The following is a 16,126-nucleotide window of genomic DNA, read 5'->3' on the forward strand; positions in this document are numbered from 1 at the left end:
ACACTACTTTTCCTTATATTTTATATATTAGCATTTCCAATGGAATAAAACGACTCAAAAGAGTTGTCAAAATCCAAAAAACAGGAACTAACTAAAAATTTTAAAATTATGATCGAATGGTACAAAAAAGTAGTTTTTGAAAACTACGCAAATTTCAAAGGAAGAGCAAGTAGAAGCGAGTATTGGTATTTTGTTTTGGCTAATATGATTATTAGTATTCCATTAAATTATATTCTCCCATTGGTTATTGCACCAGAACTAGCATTAATAGGAACTATTTATAGCCTTGGAGTTTTTTTACCTTCCATCGCAGTAGGCATAAGAAGAATGCATGATGTAGGAAAAAGCGGTTGGTATATTTTAATTCCGTTATACAATTTCATATTATTATGTACAGATAGCGAAGAAGGAACTAATGAATACGGTCCAAATCCTGATAATCTTTTCGAAGAAATTGAAGAAATTGGAACTTCAGAAGCATAATATATTAATTTCATCTCAAGAAATATATGGAAACAACAAGACCAAAAGAAGATTGGAATAAACCAAATCGCCCTATTCCTGTATTCAAAGTAGATCCTGTTATGGTATTGATCCTCGGATTTTTAACCTGCGGATTGTACCTTATTTATTGGAACGTGAAAGTAGCTGAAGTATTGAATGCAGTAGCAGAACGAGAAGTTATTTCGCAACCTGTTGCTATTTTTGCTGGATGTTGCTTTCCTGTAAATGTATATTTCTTTTATTTAGCAGGTCAAGATGGATTGCCACAAGTGTATAAACGCATTGGCTATCCGCATAAAGACGATTCTACTTTGTTAGTCATTTTAGGGTTTTTCTTTCCAATGGCAGCAGCAATGATTGTTCAAAATGACATCAATAAATTATATTAATACACAATCCAAACGTAAAATCTACGGAATTATCGGTGCTATAATCACGCTGATAGTTCCGTTTTTTTTGATGCTTTTCAATCAGGATAATCATCTGGAAACGGATCAATCTTTGTGTCCATTCAAAATGCTTACAGGTTTTCCTTGTGCGGGTTGTGGTATAACAAAATCAATGGTTTATTTGTATCAGGGTAATTTACAAAAAAGCTTGTATTATCATATTCTGGGCCCATTTGCTATCTTGTTTTGCGTGGTTACAATTACGGTGCTTACCACAGAATTAATTACTAAAAAAGAATATTTCAACGAGTATCTTTACAATAAAAAACTGGCTTATGGTTTGGCACTGTTTCTAATAAGCTACCACCTCATCCGAATTATTTATTTTATCCAAAATAATTCAATGGATACTATTTTACAACAATCCATTTGGAGATAATCTGCTATCTAAAATCTGCTAACTGATTACTCCTCTTTCTCTGCCACTTTTCTTTCCAATTCTGCCTGAAATTCTTCCATCACAGGTCTTACAGTACTATCTGGAATATCAGAAATTCGAATGTACATCAAGCCATCTATCGCATTGTTAAACAAAGGATCGACATTGAAAGCCACCACACGAGCATTTTGTTTGATGTATTTTTTAATCAAAACAGGCAATCGTAAAGTACCAGGTTCTAATTCGTCAATCAATTTGTCAAATTTGTTTAAATCAGCTTCGGCTTCATCAAAAATAAAATCCTTGTCGGCATCTTTCAATTTTACTCGGAAGGCTTTTTTAGGATGAATGTATTGCGCAATATAAGGATCGTAAAAATTAGATTTCATAAATTCAATCATCAACGATTTTGAAAAATCAGAAAATTGATTGCTAATACTCACACCGCCCAACAAGAATTTATGTTCCGGATGATGCAAAGTGATATGAATAATTCCTTTCCAAAGCAGGAAAAGGGGCATTGGTTTTTGTTGGTATTCTTTGATGATAAAAGCACGACCCATTTCGATGGATTGGTGCAACATATCGTGTAATTCGGGTTCAAAGCGGAAAAGGTCATTCAAATAAAATCCTTCGACTCCATATTTTGGAAAAATTTCGGAACCCAATCCCATTCGATAGGCTCCTGCAATTTTTTGTGCATCGGCATCCCATAAAAACAAATGACGGTAATATTTGTCGTATTTGTCAATATCAATGGATTCGTTTGTTCCCTCGCCTACTTCTCTAAAAGTAATTTCTCTCAAACGCCCTATTTCATGAAGTACATTCGGAATTTCTTTAGCTTCGGCAAAAAATACTTCGTAGTTTTTACTTTGCAACAATCTACAATCATTGTTACGCAAAGCATCTACTTCTACTACAATTTTTTCTTGGCTGGCTGCAGTAACAATTTCTTTTGGATTCTTGGGCAATTTTAATGTAGGTGTTGCCAAAAAAGGTGTTTCTTTTTCGAAAGGATTGGCCAGCATATAGGTTTTCTTTCTTAAAAAATCAGAGTAATCTTCAATCGATTTATGCTCGTTTTGTTCAGTAACCGAAATTGGCTTTCCTATACGTACTTTAATCACACGATGCTTTTGAGTCAACAATTCTGAAGGTAGTTTTGCGGTTCGCAACGTACCACTAATTTTCGAAAGAAAATAAAACAACCAACTATTCTTGGCGTGAAAATAAATAGGAACTACAGGAACTTGAGCTTTTCTGATGACTTTGATTGCGCCTTCTTCCCATGCTTTATCCACTACTAATTTTCCGTCTTTATAAGTCGAGACTTCTCCCGCAGGAAACATCCCTAATGGTTTTCCATCGCTCAAATGACGAAGCGTTTCCTTAATTCCAATCACACTAGATTTGGCATCTTTGTGATTCTCGAAAGGATTAACAGGCATGATATAAGGCTTCATGGGATCGATGCGATGCAACAAAAAATTAGCAATAATCTTAAAATTAGGCTCTTTCTCCAGCATTAATTTCAAAAGCAAAATACCATCAATTCCTCCAAGTGGATGATTGGAAATGGTAATATAAGCACCGTCCTTGGGTAATCTTTTATAATCTTCTTCTGGAATTTCAAATTTTATCTGAAATTCATCTAATATAGCGTTCAGAAATGGCACTTCTTTTAAGTGTTTGTTTCTGTTATATATTTTATTTAAAGTCGAAATTTTCAATACTTTCATCAATAACCAACCCGATAGAGTACCTAAAACTCCATACTTATCCGTGTTTATTGCTTTTGCAACTTCTTTTGCGGTTACTAAACCCATTTAGTTTTTGTTTTTTTGAGCAGGAAACAAAGATAACAAAAAACTCCATTTTCTTCCTTTTAGGTTACCAATCTTTGAAGTTTTTATTACATTTGAAACACAAAATAAAAATAATGAAAATCATTTCGTATAACGTCAACGGTATCAGAGCCGCTATCTCAAAAGGTTTTATTAACTGGTTACAACAAGCAAATCCCGATGTAATTTGCCTACAAGAAATAAAAGCCACTCCAGAACAAATTCCGCTATTGGATTTTGAATTAGCTGGTTATCCTTATCATTACTGGTTTCCCGCCACCAAAAAAGGTTACAGTGGTGTGGCCATTTTATCCAAAATAAAACCCAACAATGTGGTTTTCGGAACAGGAATCGAGCACATGGATTTTGAAGGAAGAAATATTCGTGTTGATTTTGATGATCTTTCCGTAATGAGTTTGTACCTACCCTCTGGCACGAATATTGAAAGGTTGAACCATAAATTCATGTTTATGGATGATTTTCAAAATTACATTAACGAATTGAAAAAGGAAATTCCCAATCTAGTTATTTGTGGTGATTACAACATTTGTCACGAAGCCATTGACATTCACGACCCCATTCGAAACAAAAAAGTTTCTGGATTTTTACCCGAAGAAAGAGCTTGGCTGGACGCTTTCATGAAAAGTGGATTCGTTGATAGTTTCCGTCATTTAAACAAAGAACCACATCATTACACTTGGTGGACGATGCGATTTCCATCGGCTAGATTAGAGAATAAAGGTTGGCGTATCGATTATTGTTTGGTTAGCGAACCTTTAAAACAAAAAATCAAAAGAGCCGTTATATTACCCGAAGCCAAACATTCTGACCACTGTCCGAGTTTAGTAGAAATAGAATAAATCAATTTTAATGGCAATGACAATTTCAATTTCAAAAAAGAATAAAACATCAATTTCAAATTAACTAAAATGATAAAAAAAATTTCCCTCGGATTGTTGATTATAGCATTATCTACATCTTGTGTTTCCAAGAAAATATACAATGATTTAGAAAGCAAATTTGCCGATTTAAAGAAAGAAAACAGAAGTATTTCTGATGAAAATGAAGAGTTAAAAAAAGCAAAAAACAAACTAGAATTGGATCGTGATGCTTTGAACAAAGAATTAGCAAAAGTAAAATCGGAACGTGAAAAACTACAAGCTGATTTGGTTGCTACCAACAAAAATATGGATGCTTTAAAAGCATCTTATGCCGCTTTAGAGAAAAATAGTGATGAATCTTTGAAAGCGAATATGGCGAAAAATCGTCAATTATTAGAGCAATTAGCTGCCAAAGAAAAAGCATTGGCATTGGAACAAGAAAAATTGAGCAAAAATGCACAACGTTTGCAAGAATTAGAAGATTTGATCGCTGCCAAAGAAGCCAGTATGCGAAAACTAAAAGAAACCCTTTCAAAAGCCTTGAATGGATTTGAAGGAAAAGGCTTGACCGTAGAACAAAAAAACGGAAAAGTGTATGTTTCTATGGAGAACAAATTGTTGTTTAGTTCAGGAAGCTGGGCTGTAGGTTCCGAAGGTAAAAAAGCAGTTGTGGAAGTAGGGAAAGTATTGGGCGATAATCCTGAAATTTCTGTTTTGATTGAAGGACATACGGATGATGTTCCGTACGGAGGTTCTGGACCAATCGCTGACAACTGGGATTTATCTACCAAAAGAGCAACTGCTATTGTTGCGATTTTGAGCGAAAACAAAGCCGTTAACAAACAAAATCTAACCGCTGCTGGCAGAGGAGAATTCTCGCCATTAGCCAGTAATACAACAGCTGAAGGAAAAGCAAAAAACCGTAGAATCGAGATTATCTTAACTCCGAAATTAGACGAAATTGCTAATATGTTGAATGAGATAAATTAAGACTAATAGTAGTTTAGAACTAAATTGCAAAAGGTTCGTGGTTTTTCTGCGAACCTTTTGTATTTTTACTCCAGCTTATAATGAAAATTTAACGATTAATTTCAAACTTATGATACATCCAAATTTTCAATCCAATTTGCCCATTATAATTGATTTGTTTAAAAAACATAAAATCAAAAATGCTTATTTTTTTGGTTCTATTCTTACCGATAAATTCAATGATGAAAGTGATTTGGATATTTTAATAAATTTCAAACCCGAAATAACCGACCCTTTATTAAAAGGAGAATTAATGTGGAATCTACAGTTTGCTATTGAAGATACATTTCATCGTAGTGTCGATTTATTACAAGAATCAACTCCAAAAAACCCTTATTTTATCAAGGAACTTCAGGAAACTAAAGAATTAATTTATGAACAATAAATATTATCAAGCCTTGCAAGCTATAAAAACTTGTATCGAGAACATTGACAATTTTATTGGAACACCAAAAGTTTTTGAGCAATATGAAAGTAATGCACTTTTGCAAGCGGCTGTAGAACGAAATTTGGAAATAATTGGTGAGGCAACAAAACGACTTTTGATCATTGATCCTACTATTGCGATATCAAATACCCGAAGTATAATAAACACTAGAAACAAAATTAGTCACGGATATGATGAAATCGAAAATCCTCAAATTTGGGGTATAATCATTAACCACTTACCAATACTAAAAATAGAGGTGGAAAATTTATTAAACGCAGGAATATAAAAATGAAACACACCACTTTATCCAATACCGATATAAAAATTAGTAAAGTTTGCTTGGGAACAATGACTTTTGGTCAACAAAATACCGAAGCTGATGGTCACGCCCAAATGGATTATGCTGTAGAAAAAGGAATTAATTTTTTTGACACTGCCGAAATGTATTCCGTTCCAGGACGCAAGGAAACGTATGGCAGCACCGAGAAAATCATTGGAACTTGGTTCAAAAAAACAGGCAAAAGAGAAGATGTCGTTTTAGCTTCTAAAATTGCTGGCCCTAATCCTGGATTGGCTTACATCAGAGAAAATATGGATTTTTCACCTGAAAGTATTGCTTTGTCTATTGATAAAAGTCTGACCCGTTTGCAAACCGATTATATCGATTTATACCAATTGCACTGGCCTGAACGCAAAACCAACTTTTTCGGGCAGCGTGGTTTCAAAGTGCAAGATGATGCTTGGGAAGACAATGTTCATTCTATTTTAGCAACTTTGGATGGTTTTATCAAACAAGGAAAAATAAAATATTTTGGACTTTCGAACGAAACACCTTGGGGAATGATGCGTTTTCTGGAAGAAAGCAAATACCAAAATCTACCAAGAATTAAAACCGTTCAAAATCCTTATTCCTTACTTAATCGAAGTTTCGAAACTGGTAATGCCGAAGTGTGTATGAGAGAAAATGTGGGATTGTTAGCGTATTCTCCCTTGGCTTTTGGCAGATTGTCAGGCAAACATTTATCAGGCGAAAGTCATCCGAATTCCAGAATTGAATTGTTTCCACAATTGGCAAGATATAATAGTGCAAAAACTACCGAAGCCACCCAATTATATCAAGAAGTAGCTCACAAGAATGGTTTGACTTTAACGGAAATGTCTTTGGCATTCGTAAACCAACAAGCTTTTGTAAACAGTACCATTATTGGTGCAACTACAATGGAACAATTAAAGGAAAACATCGCTGCATTTGATATGGTTTTATCCGACGAAATCTTGAAGGAAATTGATGCCGTTCAGGCTGTAATTCCAGATCCTGCGCCATAATTATTTAACCACAAAGGGCACAAAGAAGGCACAAAGGTCACAAAGAAAATATATTCTTTGTGACCTTTTTTTGTAAAGAAATATAAAAATAATTAGTGAGCTTTGTGCATTCTTTGCGTACTTCGTGTTTAGATTTTATAAATTATCAATCGTCTTATCTTTGGGATATCTTACTCGATAACTAATCCTGATTTTCTTGGTTTCGTTTGGTTTTAAATCCAAATCCCAAGTAAGTATCCCCGTTTCTGTATTTACTTTTGCACTATCACTTTGCAACAATTCAATTTCGATTTCCTTGTCTGAACTCAACGGATATTGATCTTTCAAGAGTACTTGAGCCGTTTCTTTTTTGTTGTTACGAATGGTAATGTCGTAGGTAAAAGTTTGTTCCTTTTTAGAAGATAAAAATTTAGTCCCTGATTTATCCACTACTTTTTCGCGCTTAATGGAAATTTTCTTATCTCGGCCCATACTCAAATTCAAAGTGTCTGAAGTCTGACTTGGATTAATTTGTGTTTTGCCTACATACAAACCTTCAAAAATGATATTAGCTTCTCCTTTTAGTAAATTGTATTTCGAATAATCAGTGATTTCTGCTAGAAGAAAAGCTTCTTTTTCTAGTCTTGGAGCTGCATAATATTTGAAACTAGCAGGAATTTTTATTTCTTTCAACGCTACGCTATGTGCTTTTCCGTTGGATAAAATATCATACGGAATATCAATATCGAAAGAAATATTAAGTTGGTTTTCGATTATTGCGGAGTTAATTCCAGTTACAATAACTTCTTTAAATTTATCATCGCTAATTACTTCTTCAGCGAGACTATTTTTACTGATTGCTATTCCAGCAACTCTTCCTTGCAATTGGTTTTGGACAGAATTTTGATCCATATAACCTGAAAATGAAGCATTATTTTTTTGGTATCTTAAAGACCACGAACTTAAAATTGGAGCTTGATTATTCTGATTCGGATTTCCGCTGGATAAAATTAGTTTTACTTTCTTCCAATCGATTCCTGTATTTTGAATCACTTCGGCTTTATACATCATATTAATCGGTTCGGCAACGCTATTGGCACGCAAATCATAAAAAGGTTTCCAAGTTGCCGAATTGGTCAAATAATTAATATCAAAATCAACATTACCTGCAATTTCGTTCATCACTTGGATAATCAATTTCCCATTAGAAGTTTTATCTTCTTTCTGGGTGTTGATTTCTAATTTAGAATTCAATTTAGCCAAAAGTGCATTCAGTTTAGTCGATTTTTCGTCTAAAGCGTCGCAATTATTTTTGGCTTCGGTGCGTTTGGTTTTATAATAATCGGTCATTTTCATTAATTCCGCTACATTCAAACCTGAATTTACGCCTGAAACTTGTTGGTTTTTATCCAATAATTCGATGGTTTTGACTTCGGATTCACGAGTATTTCTAATTCTTTGCATTTCTTTTTTCACTAAAGCAATACTATCACGTACTTTTTTTATGGCAGGATTCGTTTCATCTAATTCATATTCAGAAATATAGTTATCCGTAAATTGTACTGAAAGTACTGTAACAGTTGATGCTGTTCCTATTTGAATGGTATTTTCATTCAAATAATTAGCTACATTTTTAACCACAATTTCGCTAGTGCCTTTTGGCAACATGACGGAGGTAGTTTGTGCAATTTCAGCCGAGTTGAAATAAACAGTCGCCGCTTTTACTTTGGCAGCAACAAATATTGGTTTTTGAGCAAAGGCAAATGCCGAAACCAAAAACGCCAACAAGAAATGATTTTTTTTCATAATGAATCAATTTAAAGATATATTGCTATAGATAACAAATAACGGAAAAAGGTTGGGAAGGTTTGGTATTTTATTTCATATTTAATATCGATCTCATTTTTTGTTCAGAATAAAAAGTAAAAAAATCGAGTTTTTTAGTATCTGAAAAGTTAACAACTCTATAAAGTCCGTAGCAAATGATTAAATTTGTGGCTTATTCAAAATTATGTTAGAAAAAGAAACAATAAATTTCGAAAAAACAGCCATTGTTGGTATTGTTACTCAAAACCAAAGTGAAGATAAACTCAACGAATATCTGGACGAATTGGACTTTTTGACTTATACCGCTGGTGGTGAAGTGGTGAAACGTTTTTGGCAAAAAATGGACAAACCCAATCCTAAAACCTTTCTAGGAACTGGAAAAATAGATGAAATTCATCTTTTTGTAAAAGAGAATGGCATTTCAACCTTAATATTTGATGATGAATTAACGCCTTCGCAACAAAAAAATATATCCAAAATTATTGATTGCAAAATTCTTGATAGAACCAATCTTATCTTGGATATTTTTGCCCAAAGAGCCGAAACTTCTTATGCGAGAACCCAAGTAGAATTGGCACAATGTATTTATTTACTACCTAGATTATCTGGTTTGTGGACACACTTGGAACGTCAAAAAGGTGGAATCGGGATGCGTGGTCCTGGAGAAACAGAGATTGAAACCGATAGACGTATTGTTCGGGATCGAATTTCGTTATTGAAAGAAAAAATCAAAACCATCGACAAGCAAATGAGTGTGCAACGCAGCAATCGTGGCGCTATGGTTCGTGTGGCTTTAGTAGGTTATACCAATGTAGGAAAATCTACATTAATGAATGCTGTGGGGAAAAGTGATGTTTTTGTAGAGAACAAACTTTTCGCCACATTAGATACAACCGTTCGAAAAGTGGTGATTAAAAACCTTCCTTTTTTACTTTCGGATACGGTAGGTTTCATTCGAAAACTACCCACTCAATTAGTAGATTCATTTAAAAGTACGCTAGATGAAGTTCGCGAAGCCGATTTGTTATTGCACGTTGTAGATATTTCGCACCCTGATTTTGAAGATCATATTGCATCGGTAAACCAAACTTTGGCAGATATTAAAGCCAAGGACAAACCCGTTTTGATGGTTTTTAATAAAATTGATGCGTATAAGAATTTGACCATTGACGAAGACGATTTAATTACCGAAAAAACACCAAGACATTTCACATTAGAAGAATGGAAAACTACTTGGATGAATCGTGTGGGTGAAGAAAATGCTTTGTTTATTTCGGCAACAAACAAACAAAATTTCGAAGAATTCCGAGAACGGGTTTACGAAGCCGTGAGACAAATTCACATTACTCGCTTTCCTTACAACAAATTTTTGTATCCCGATTACAAAGATGCGATTGAAAAAGAAGAGAAAGAATAATAAAAAACCAAAAAGACCTTTAAAAATTTTTAAAGGTCTTTTTTATTACAACATTTTGTGAAAAATATTTACAAATAACGTCATTTTGATAAGAATATATTGTCTTAAGGATTATTTTGTTATATTTACTTCATCGAAAACAAACAAACACACCAAAATCATCAAATGCAACTTTTCAATCATTTGATAATTACAACTCAACAGATTTATTATATGAAAAAAGTATTCATACTCGCCTTATTGACATTAAGCACAATGATTCAGGCACAAAACAAAGTTGAAAATATTCTTTTGAAACACGATAACGAGCCTATCGATTATACAAAAGTAAACGAATCCATAATACAAGAAGCCGTTGCCAAAGTCATAAAACTATCTGATGAAAAAATAAAAAAAATTGTCGCTGTTAAGACACAAACCATTCCTAATACTTTAACAGCTTATGACGATTTGCAATATGAATTGACTGATTTATCTATAAAAATTAGCCTAATTCAGTCCACATTTTCTAACGAAAGTATTCGCAATGCAGCTTATGCCGAAAGTGAGAAATTATCCGTTTATGGTAGTGGTTTAGGCTTAAATGAACCTTTATACAAAGCTTTGAAAAAGTTTTCGACCAACAAAAAAATCGTATTAAACGACAAACAAAAAAAGTATTTATCCGAAGCTATCGTTTCGTTCGAAAAAAGCGGAATGAAATTGAGTACTGCCGATAGAAAACCATTGTTAGCATTGAACAAAAAACTAATTGAATTAGGTAATGCTTTCGACAAAAACATAGCCGAAAGCAAGGATAGTTTAACTTTTAGCGAAAGCGAATTAAAAGGGATCGATGCCGAATCACTACAATCTTGGAAACATCCAAACGGCACTTATGTAATTCCGGTAAATAACACCAATGTTACAAAAATTAGTGAAAATGCCGAAAATTCAAATACTCGAAAAGTTTTTGGTTTGCGTTACAACAACAGAGCCTATCCACAAAATATTACCGTTTTAGACAGTTTACTTTATTACCGAAATACGTACGCTAAAAAACTTGGATTTTCTTCTTATGCGGCTTATTCAGTAGTGGATAAAATGGCTGCAAAACCTGAAAATGTCTGGGCATTCGAGAACGATTTGATTCAAAAACTGACTCCTTTGGTTACAGAAGAAGTTCAAACACTAAAAGCATTTAAAAAACAAGTAAATCCAACTGAATCGGGCGAATTTTTACCTTCTGATTTTGCTTATTACAGCAAAAAAATGCTCAATGACAAATACAAACTAGACAAAGACGAGGTTAAAAAATACTTTGAAATGAATGCTACTTTAGCTGGAATGTTTAATGTGTATGAATCTTTGTTAGGGATTGAAATAAAAGCGGTAACAAATATGCCTGTTTGGGACAGCAAAGTAAAAACCTATGAAATATGGTGTGAAGGCAAAAAAGCTGGAAGTTTTTATTTGGATTTGTTTCCAAGAGCCAATAAATACAGCCATTTTGCTTGCTTCCCGATGAGTCAGTACCTGAAAAAAGGAACTACCGAAGTACTTCCTGTAGCGGCTTTGGTTTGTAATTTCCCAGAAGGAACAGCTAACGAACCTTCGTTATTACCACATCAAAATGTGGTGACTATGTTTCACGAATTCGGTCATTTGGTACATTGGTTATTGGGTCATCCAGCTATTGCTTCTCAAAATGCTTTTGGTTTGAAAGGTGATTTTATCGAAGCACCTTCTCAATTTCTAGAAAATTGGTGTTGGGAATACGATGCTTTAAAACTTTTTGCGAAGCACTATAAAACAGGAGAAACATTGCCAAAAGAACTGTTCGACAAAATGAAACAAACCCAACAGGTAAATATAGGAAGCCAGTACATTCGACAAGTTTCATTAGGCCTTACCGATTTTACGTATGAAGACAAATACGAAGAAACCAAACAAAAAGGAATTTTGAAAGTCTTTAAAGAAATATCCCTTTTGAACCAATTGCCTTTTGATGATAACAATCACATGATCTGCAGTTTCACCCATTTGAATGGATATGGCGCTAATTATTATGGCTATTTATGGTCGAAAGTGTATGCTCAAGATATGTTTTCTCTTTTCAAAAAGAATGGTGTAATGGATGCAGCAACTGGAATTAAATACCGAAAAGAAATTCTCGAAAAAGGTTCAACCGCTCAAGAAATTGATATGGTAGAAAAGTTTTTGGGTCGAAAATCCAATTCAGATGCTTTTACGGAATCTTTGGGAATTAAAAAATAATCCAGTCAACACCAATGAAAAAATACATTTCACTTTTAGCTGTCGTTGTTTTAACTTTTTTTAGTTGTACCAAAACCGTTAAAAACACCGATTTCGAAAAATTATCCGAAGATTATTTGAAAAGCTATTTGGATTGGCGACCGCAATCTGGAGTTTCGCTTGGACTTCACGAATACGACGGAAAAATGGCTGATTATAGTAAAACATCCATCGCAGCCGAGGTATCAAGACTAAAAGAATTCAACCAAAAATTTGCTGAAATAGATTCGGCTTCTTTGAGTACCAAAGAATATTACGATTGGAAAATGTTGCGTTCCAATATTAAGAACGAATTGTTTGCCATAGAAGATTTAAAAGTTTATACCAAAAACCCGATGACTTATGCTGGATCCATTGATGTAAATATTTACATCAAACGAAATTTTGCTCCACTAGAACAACAAATCAAATCGATTATTGCTATTGAGAATGAAGCTCCGCAATTTTATGCAGCAGCAAAGGCAAATTTACAAGATTCATTGGCATTACCACACATTCAATTAGCGATTGACATTGCTAGAGGTTCGGCTTCGTTTTTAGGGAAAGATCTTTTGGTTGCTTTGAAAGACGTTAAAAATGATTCGTTGATGAAGGCTTTCAATAGTGCTAATCAAAAAGCCATTGTTGCTATCAATGATTATGCTGATTTTCTGGAAAAAGAAAAATTACCCAAAGCGACTCAAAACTACGCTATCGGCAAAGAAAATTATCAAAAAATGCTGTTATATGGCGAAGGAATCACCATGTCTGCCGATGCCATTTTAGCTATTGGAATGAAAGAATTACAAAAAGAACAAGCGGCTTTTAACGCTGCCGCAAAAATCATCAACCCCAACAAAAAGCCAATTGATGTTTACAATGATATGCAAAAAGAACATCCAACGGCAGAAAGTTTGATTCCAGATGCCAAAAAAAATCTGGAAGCCATTCGCCAATTTATGATTGACAACAAGATTATTACTATTCCGTCGGAAGTGCGGGTAAAAGTAGAAGAAACACCTGCTTTTGCTAGAGCCACAAGTACAGCGTCAATGGATACACCTGGCCCATTTGAAACCAAAGCCACCGAAGCCTATTATTACATCACTCCAGTTGACCCCAAATGGACACCGCAACAACAAGAAGAATGGTTGGCGCAATTTAATTTTTACACCACCGATGTGGTTTCTATTCACGAAGCTTATCCTGGACATTATACTCAATTTTTACATCTAAATGCTTCTGATGCTTCGAAAATTCAAAAGGTTTTTGGCAGCTATGCTTTTATCGAGGGCTATGCACATTACACCGAAAAAATGGTGCTCGATGCAGGTTTTGGTAACAACGGTGACCCAATTAAAGCGGCAAAATTTCGCATGGCACAATCAGGTGATGCCTTGTTGCGTATTTGCCGTTTGTGTGTGTCTATCCAAACGCATTGCTATGGAATGAATGTGGACGAAGCGACTGCCTTTTTTATGAAAAACTGGTATCAAGGTGACAAACCATCTCGTCAGGAAGCTTTGCGTGGCACTTATGATCCGGGTTATTTGTTCTATACTTTAGGAAAATTGCAAATCTTGAAATTGCAAGACGATTACAAAAAACAAGAAGGCAAAAACTACAGTTTGCAAAAATTCAACGATGCCATGCTGGACAACGGCATGATGCCTATCCAAACCATGCGTCAAATCTTATTGAAAGACAAAGCTATCTGGAATAAAATTCTATAATTAGTATTCTATTTTACTCAAAAAAAGGTCTGGTTTCTATATAGAAACCAGACCTTTTCATTTTCATTAACCGATAAAAAAAGCACCCTTAATCAGGATGCTTCTTTAATTCATAAATGAATGTTTTAGTCTGCTAAAACAATCACTTTATTGTCTTTCATTTCAATAGTTCCTGAAGTGATAGCTAAAGTATAATTTTGGTCATTAACTTTAGTAAACTTACCTGCTACCTCTTTAGAAAACTTGAAACTTGAAGCCTCAATTTTTACAACACCTTTTCCTAGGACTGAAACGATTGGAGCGTGATTATTCAATATTTGAAAGCTTCCGTCAATTCCTGGTAATGTTACCGAAGTAACTTCTGCCGAAAATAATTTTGCTTCTGGTGATACTATTTCTAAAATCATAATTTTTTAGTATTCAGTAATCAGTATTCAGTGTTCAGTTTAGAACTGAACACTGAACACTGAACACTATTTTTAAGCTTCTGCCAACATTTTTTCTCCAGCTTCGATAGCTTCTTCAATGGTACCTTTAAGGTTGAAAGCTGATTCAGGCAGGTGATCTAACTCACCGTCAATGATCATGTTGAATCCTTTGATAGTATCTTTAATATCAACCAAAACTCCTGGGATACCTGTAAATTGCTCCGCTACGTGGAAAGGTTGAGATAAGAAACGTTGTACACGACGTGCTCTAGATACAGAAAGTTTATCTTCTTCAGAAAGTTCTTCCATACCCAAAATCGCGATAATATCTTGCAATTGTTTGTATTTTTGAAGAATTTCTTTTACTCTTTGTGCACAGTCATAATGCTCATCACCAATAATTTGTGGAGTCAAGATTCTAGAAGTAGAATCCAATGGATCTACTGCTGGATAAATACCTAACTCGGCAATTTTACGAGACAATACTGTTGTTGCATCAAGGTGAGCAAATGTAGTTGCTGGTGCTGGATCTGTTAAGTCATCCGCAGGAACGTAAACCGCTTGTACTGATGTAATAGAACCTTTTGTTGTAGAAGTAATACGCTCTTGCATGGCTCCCATCTCTGTTGCCAATGTTGGCTGATACCCTACCGCAGATGGCATACGACCTAAAAGTGCAGATACCTCTGAACCTGCTTGTGTAAAACGGAAGATGTTATCAACGAAAAACAACACATCTTTTCCTTGATCAGATCCTGCTCCATCACGGAAATATTCTGCAATAGATAATCCTGAAAGTGCCACACGTGCACGAGCTCCAGGAGGCTCATTCATTTGTCCGAAAACGAAAGTAGCTTTAGACTCTCTCATTCCTGGCATATCTACTTTAGACAAATCCCATCCTCCATTTTCCATAGAGTGCATGAATTCCTCTCCGTATTTAATAATTCCTGACTCTAACATCTCACGAAGCAAGTCATTTCCTTCACGTGTTCTTTCTCCTACTCCTGCGAATACTGAAAGTCCACCGTGACCTTTTGCAATATTGTTAATCAACTCCTGAATTAATACTGTTTTACCAACACCAGCACCACCAAACAAACCAATTTTACCTCCTTTTGCATAAGGCTCAATAAGGTCGATTACTTTAATACCTGTGAATAAAACTTCAGATGAAGTTGATAAATCTTCGAATTTTGGAGCTGCTCTGTGAATAGACAATCCATTTTCACCATCTTTTGGCAAGTTTCCTAAACCATCGATAGCATCACCAATTACGTTGAACAAACGTCCGTAAACATCTGCACCAACTGGCATTTTGATTGGCTCACCTGTTCCAACCACTTCATAACCTCTGCTCAAACCGTCTGTTGAATCCATAGAGATGGTACGAACAGTGTTTTCACCGATGTGAGATTGTACTTCAAGAACTAATATAGTTCCGTCTTTTTTTGTGATTTCTAATGAATCATAAATTTTTGGAAGTTCAACATCTTTTCCGTTGAAAACTACATCGACAACTGGTCCGATGATTTGGGCAACTTTTCCTATTACTTTTGACATTGCTTATGTATTTATTAAATAGCTATTTAGGTTTATAAAGCACAACTTATTGAAACATTT

General features: G+C 34.6%; 15 protein-coding genes. 11 read left to right on the plus strand and 4 right to left on the minus strand.

What is annotated here, in order from left to right:
• Positions 1–108: 108 nt before the first annotated feature.
• From OZP15_RS00475 to OZP15_RS00485, 3 genes are read left to right on the plus strand one after another with little or no spacing between them, the layout of a single operon-like run.
• Complete coding sequence (locus OZP15_RS00475; protein ID WP_269226538.1) at positions 109–483, plus strand: DUF805 domain-containing protein; 375 nt, start codon at positions 109–111, stop codon at positions 481–483.
• Between the two features lie 26 nt (positions 484–509).
• Positions 510–893 carry a DUF4234 domain-containing protein gene (locus OZP15_RS00480; RefSeq protein WP_269226539.1) on the plus strand — a complete coding sequence of 128 codons (384 nt, stop codon included), beginning with the start codon at positions 510–512 and terminating at the stop codon, positions 891–893.
• Entirely contained in the window at positions 871–1,332 is a 462-nt protein-coding gene (locus OZP15_RS00485) for a DUF2752 domain-containing protein (protein ID WP_281336698.1), read from the plus strand. The genes OZP15_RS00480 and OZP15_RS00485 overlap by 23 nt, the downstream gene beginning before the upstream one ends.
• Before the next feature lie 26 nt (positions 1,333–1,358).
• Here OZP15_RS00485 and OZP15_RS00490 read toward each other — a convergent pair whose 3' ends face one another.
• The gene (locus OZP15_RS00490) at positions 1,359–3,161 is read right to left on the minus strand and encodes a lysophospholipid acyltransferase family protein (protein ID WP_269226541.1); all 1,803 of its coding nucleotides are present in this window, start codon (positions 3,159–3,161) and stop codon (positions 1,359–1,361) included.
• 113 nt (positions 3,162–3,274) lie between these two features.
• On the opposite strand from OZP15_RS00490, the gene OZP15_RS00495 reads away from it, so the two are divergent.
• The 5 genes from OZP15_RS00495 to OZP15_RS00515 all read left to right on the plus strand — a co-directional run bounded on the left by OZP15_RS00495 (position 3,275) and on the right by OZP15_RS00515 (position 6,845).
• Entirely contained in the window at positions 3,275–4,039 is a 765-nt protein-coding gene (locus OZP15_RS00495) for an exodeoxyribonuclease III (protein ID WP_281336699.1), read from the plus strand.
• A gap of 69 nt (positions 4,040–4,108) precedes the next feature.
• Positions 4,109–5,050, plus strand: coding sequence for an OmpA/MotB family protein (locus OZP15_RS00500; RefSeq protein WP_269226542.1), 942 nt, complete (start codon positions 4,109–4,111; stop codon positions 5,048–5,050).
• A gap of 109 nt (positions 5,051–5,159) precedes the next feature.
• Positions 5,160–5,474, plus strand: a complete 315-nt coding sequence (locus tag OZP15_RS00505) for a nucleotidyltransferase family protein (RefSeq protein WP_269226543.1) — start codon at positions 5,160–5,162, stop codon at positions 5,472–5,474.
• Positions 5,464–5,805 carry a HepT-like ribonuclease domain-containing protein gene (locus tag OZP15_RS00510; protein WP_269226544.1) on the plus strand — a complete coding sequence of 114 codons (342 nt, stop codon included), beginning with the start codon at positions 5,464–5,466 and terminating at the stop codon, positions 5,803–5,805. The genes OZP15_RS00505 and OZP15_RS00510 overlap by 11 nt, the downstream gene beginning before the upstream one ends.
• Before the next feature lie 2 nt (positions 5,806–5,807).
• On the plus strand, positions 5,808–6,845 hold the full coding sequence (locus OZP15_RS00515) for an aldo/keto reductase (protein WP_281336700.1): 1,038 nt from the start codon (positions 5,808–5,810) through the stop codon (positions 6,843–6,845).
• A 135-nt stretch (positions 6,846–6,980) separates the two neighbouring features.
• On the opposite strand, the gene OZP15_RS00520 is transcribed toward OZP15_RS00515, so the two are convergent.
• Positions 6,981–8,630 carry a DUF4139 domain-containing protein gene (locus OZP15_RS00520; RefSeq protein ID WP_281336701.1) on the minus strand — a complete coding sequence of 550 codons (1,650 nt, stop codon included), beginning with the start codon at positions 8,628–8,630 and terminating at the stop codon, positions 6,981–6,983.
• Positions 8,631–8,835: 205 nt separating this feature from the next.
• Here OZP15_RS00520 and hflX point away from each other — a divergent pair, with 205 nt between their 5' ends.
• The 3 genes from hflX to OZP15_RS00535 all read left to right on the plus strand — a co-directional run bounded on the left by hflX (position 8,836) and on the right by OZP15_RS00535 (position 14,075).
• Positions 8,836–10,068, plus strand: coding sequence for a GTPase HflX (gene hflX, locus OZP15_RS00525; RefSeq protein ID WP_269226546.1), 1,233 nt, complete (start codon positions 8,836–8,838; stop codon positions 10,066–10,068).
• 213 nt (positions 10,069–10,281) lie between these two features.
• Positions 10,282–12,324 (plus strand): M3 family metallopeptidase, encoded by a 2,043-nt coding sequence (locus OZP15_RS00530; protein ID WP_281336702.1) that lies wholly within the window; start codon positions 10,282–10,284, stop codon positions 12,322–12,324.
• A 14-nt stretch (positions 12,325–12,338) separates the two neighbouring features.
• A complete protein-coding gene (locus tag OZP15_RS00535) occupies positions 12,339–14,075 on the plus strand; it encodes a DUF885 domain-containing protein (protein WP_281336703.1) in 1,737 nt (578 codons plus the stop codon).
• A gap of 125 nt (positions 14,076–14,200) precedes the next feature.
• Here the strand turns inward: OZP15_RS00535 and OZP15_RS00540 are convergent, their stop codons facing one another.
• On the minus strand, positions 14,201–14,482 hold the full coding sequence (locus OZP15_RS00540; protein WP_269226552.1) for a F0F1 ATP synthase subunit delta/epsilon: 282 nt from the start codon (positions 14,480–14,482) through the stop codon (positions 14,201–14,203).
• A gap of 72 nt (positions 14,483–14,554) precedes the next feature.
• Positions 14,555–16,066: a F0F1 ATP synthase subunit beta gene (gene atpD / locus OZP15_RS00545; protein WP_281336704.1), complete on the minus strand. Its 1,512-nt coding sequence runs from the start codon at positions 16,064–16,066 to the stop codon at positions 14,555–14,557.
• Positions 16,067–16,126: the final 60 nt, after the last annotated feature.

This window comes from Flavobacterium eburneipallidum (assembly GCF_027111355.2).
GTDB lineage: Bacteria > Bacteroidota > Bacteroidia > Flavobacteriales > Flavobacteriaceae > Flavobacterium > Flavobacterium eburneipallidum.

Bases quoted from the DNA above. Each gene is read 5' to 3' on its own strand.
- OZP15_RS00520 (WP_281336701.1), bottom strand. From the start codon at position 8,630: ATGAAAAAAAATCATTTCTTGTTGGCGTTTTTGGTTTCGGCATTTGCC.
- atpD (WP_281336704.1), bottom strand. From the start codon at position 16,066: ATGTCAAAAGTAATAGGAAAAGTTGCCCAAATCATCGGACCAGTTGTC.
- OZP15_RS00480 (WP_269226539.1), top strand. From the start codon at position 510: ATGGAAACAACAAGACCAAAAGAAGATTGGAATAAACCAAATCGCCCT.
- OZP15_RS00490 (WP_269226541.1), bottom strand. From the start codon at position 3,161: ATGGGTTTAGTAACCGCAAAAGAAGTTGCAAAAGCAATAAACACGGAT.
- OZP15_RS00495 (WP_281336699.1), top strand. From the start codon at position 3,275: ATGAAAATCATTTCGTATAACGTCAACGGTATCAGAGCCGCTATCTCA.
- OZP15_RS00485 (WP_281336698.1), top strand. From the start codon at position 871: ATGACATCAATAAATTATATTAATACACAATCCAAACGTAAAATCTAC.
- OZP15_RS00535 (WP_281336703.1), top strand. From the start codon at position 12,339: ATGAAAAAATACATTTCACTTTTAGCTGTCGTTGTTTTAACTTTTTTT.
- OZP15_RS00475 (WP_269226538.1), top strand. From the start codon at position 109: ATGATCGAATGGTACAAAAAAGTAGTTTTTGAAAACTACGCAAATTTC.
- OZP15_RS00530 (WP_281336702.1), top strand. From the start codon at position 10,282: ATGAAAAAAGTATTCATACTCGCCTTATTGACATTAAGCACAATGATT.
- OZP15_RS00515 (WP_281336700.1), top strand. From the start codon at position 5,808: ATGAAACACACCACTTTATCCAATACCGATATAAAAATTAGTAAAGTT.
- OZP15_RS00500 (WP_269226542.1), top strand. From the start codon at position 4,109: ATGATAAAAAAAATTTCCCTCGGATTGTTGATTATAGCATTATCTACA.
- OZP15_RS00505 (WP_269226543.1), top strand. From the start codon at position 5,160: ATGATACATCCAAATTTTCAATCCAATTTGCCCATTATAATTGATTTG.
- hflX (WP_269226546.1), top strand. From the start codon at position 8,836: ATGTTAGAAAAAGAAACAATAAATTTCGAAAAAACAGCCATTGTTGGT.
- OZP15_RS00540 (WP_269226552.1), bottom strand. From the start codon at position 14,482: ATGATTTTAGAAATAGTATCACCAGAAGCAAAATTATTTTCGGCAGAA.
- OZP15_RS00510 (WP_269226544.1), top strand. From the start codon at position 5,464: ATGAACAATAAATATTATCAAGCCTTGCAAGCTATAAAAACTTGTATC.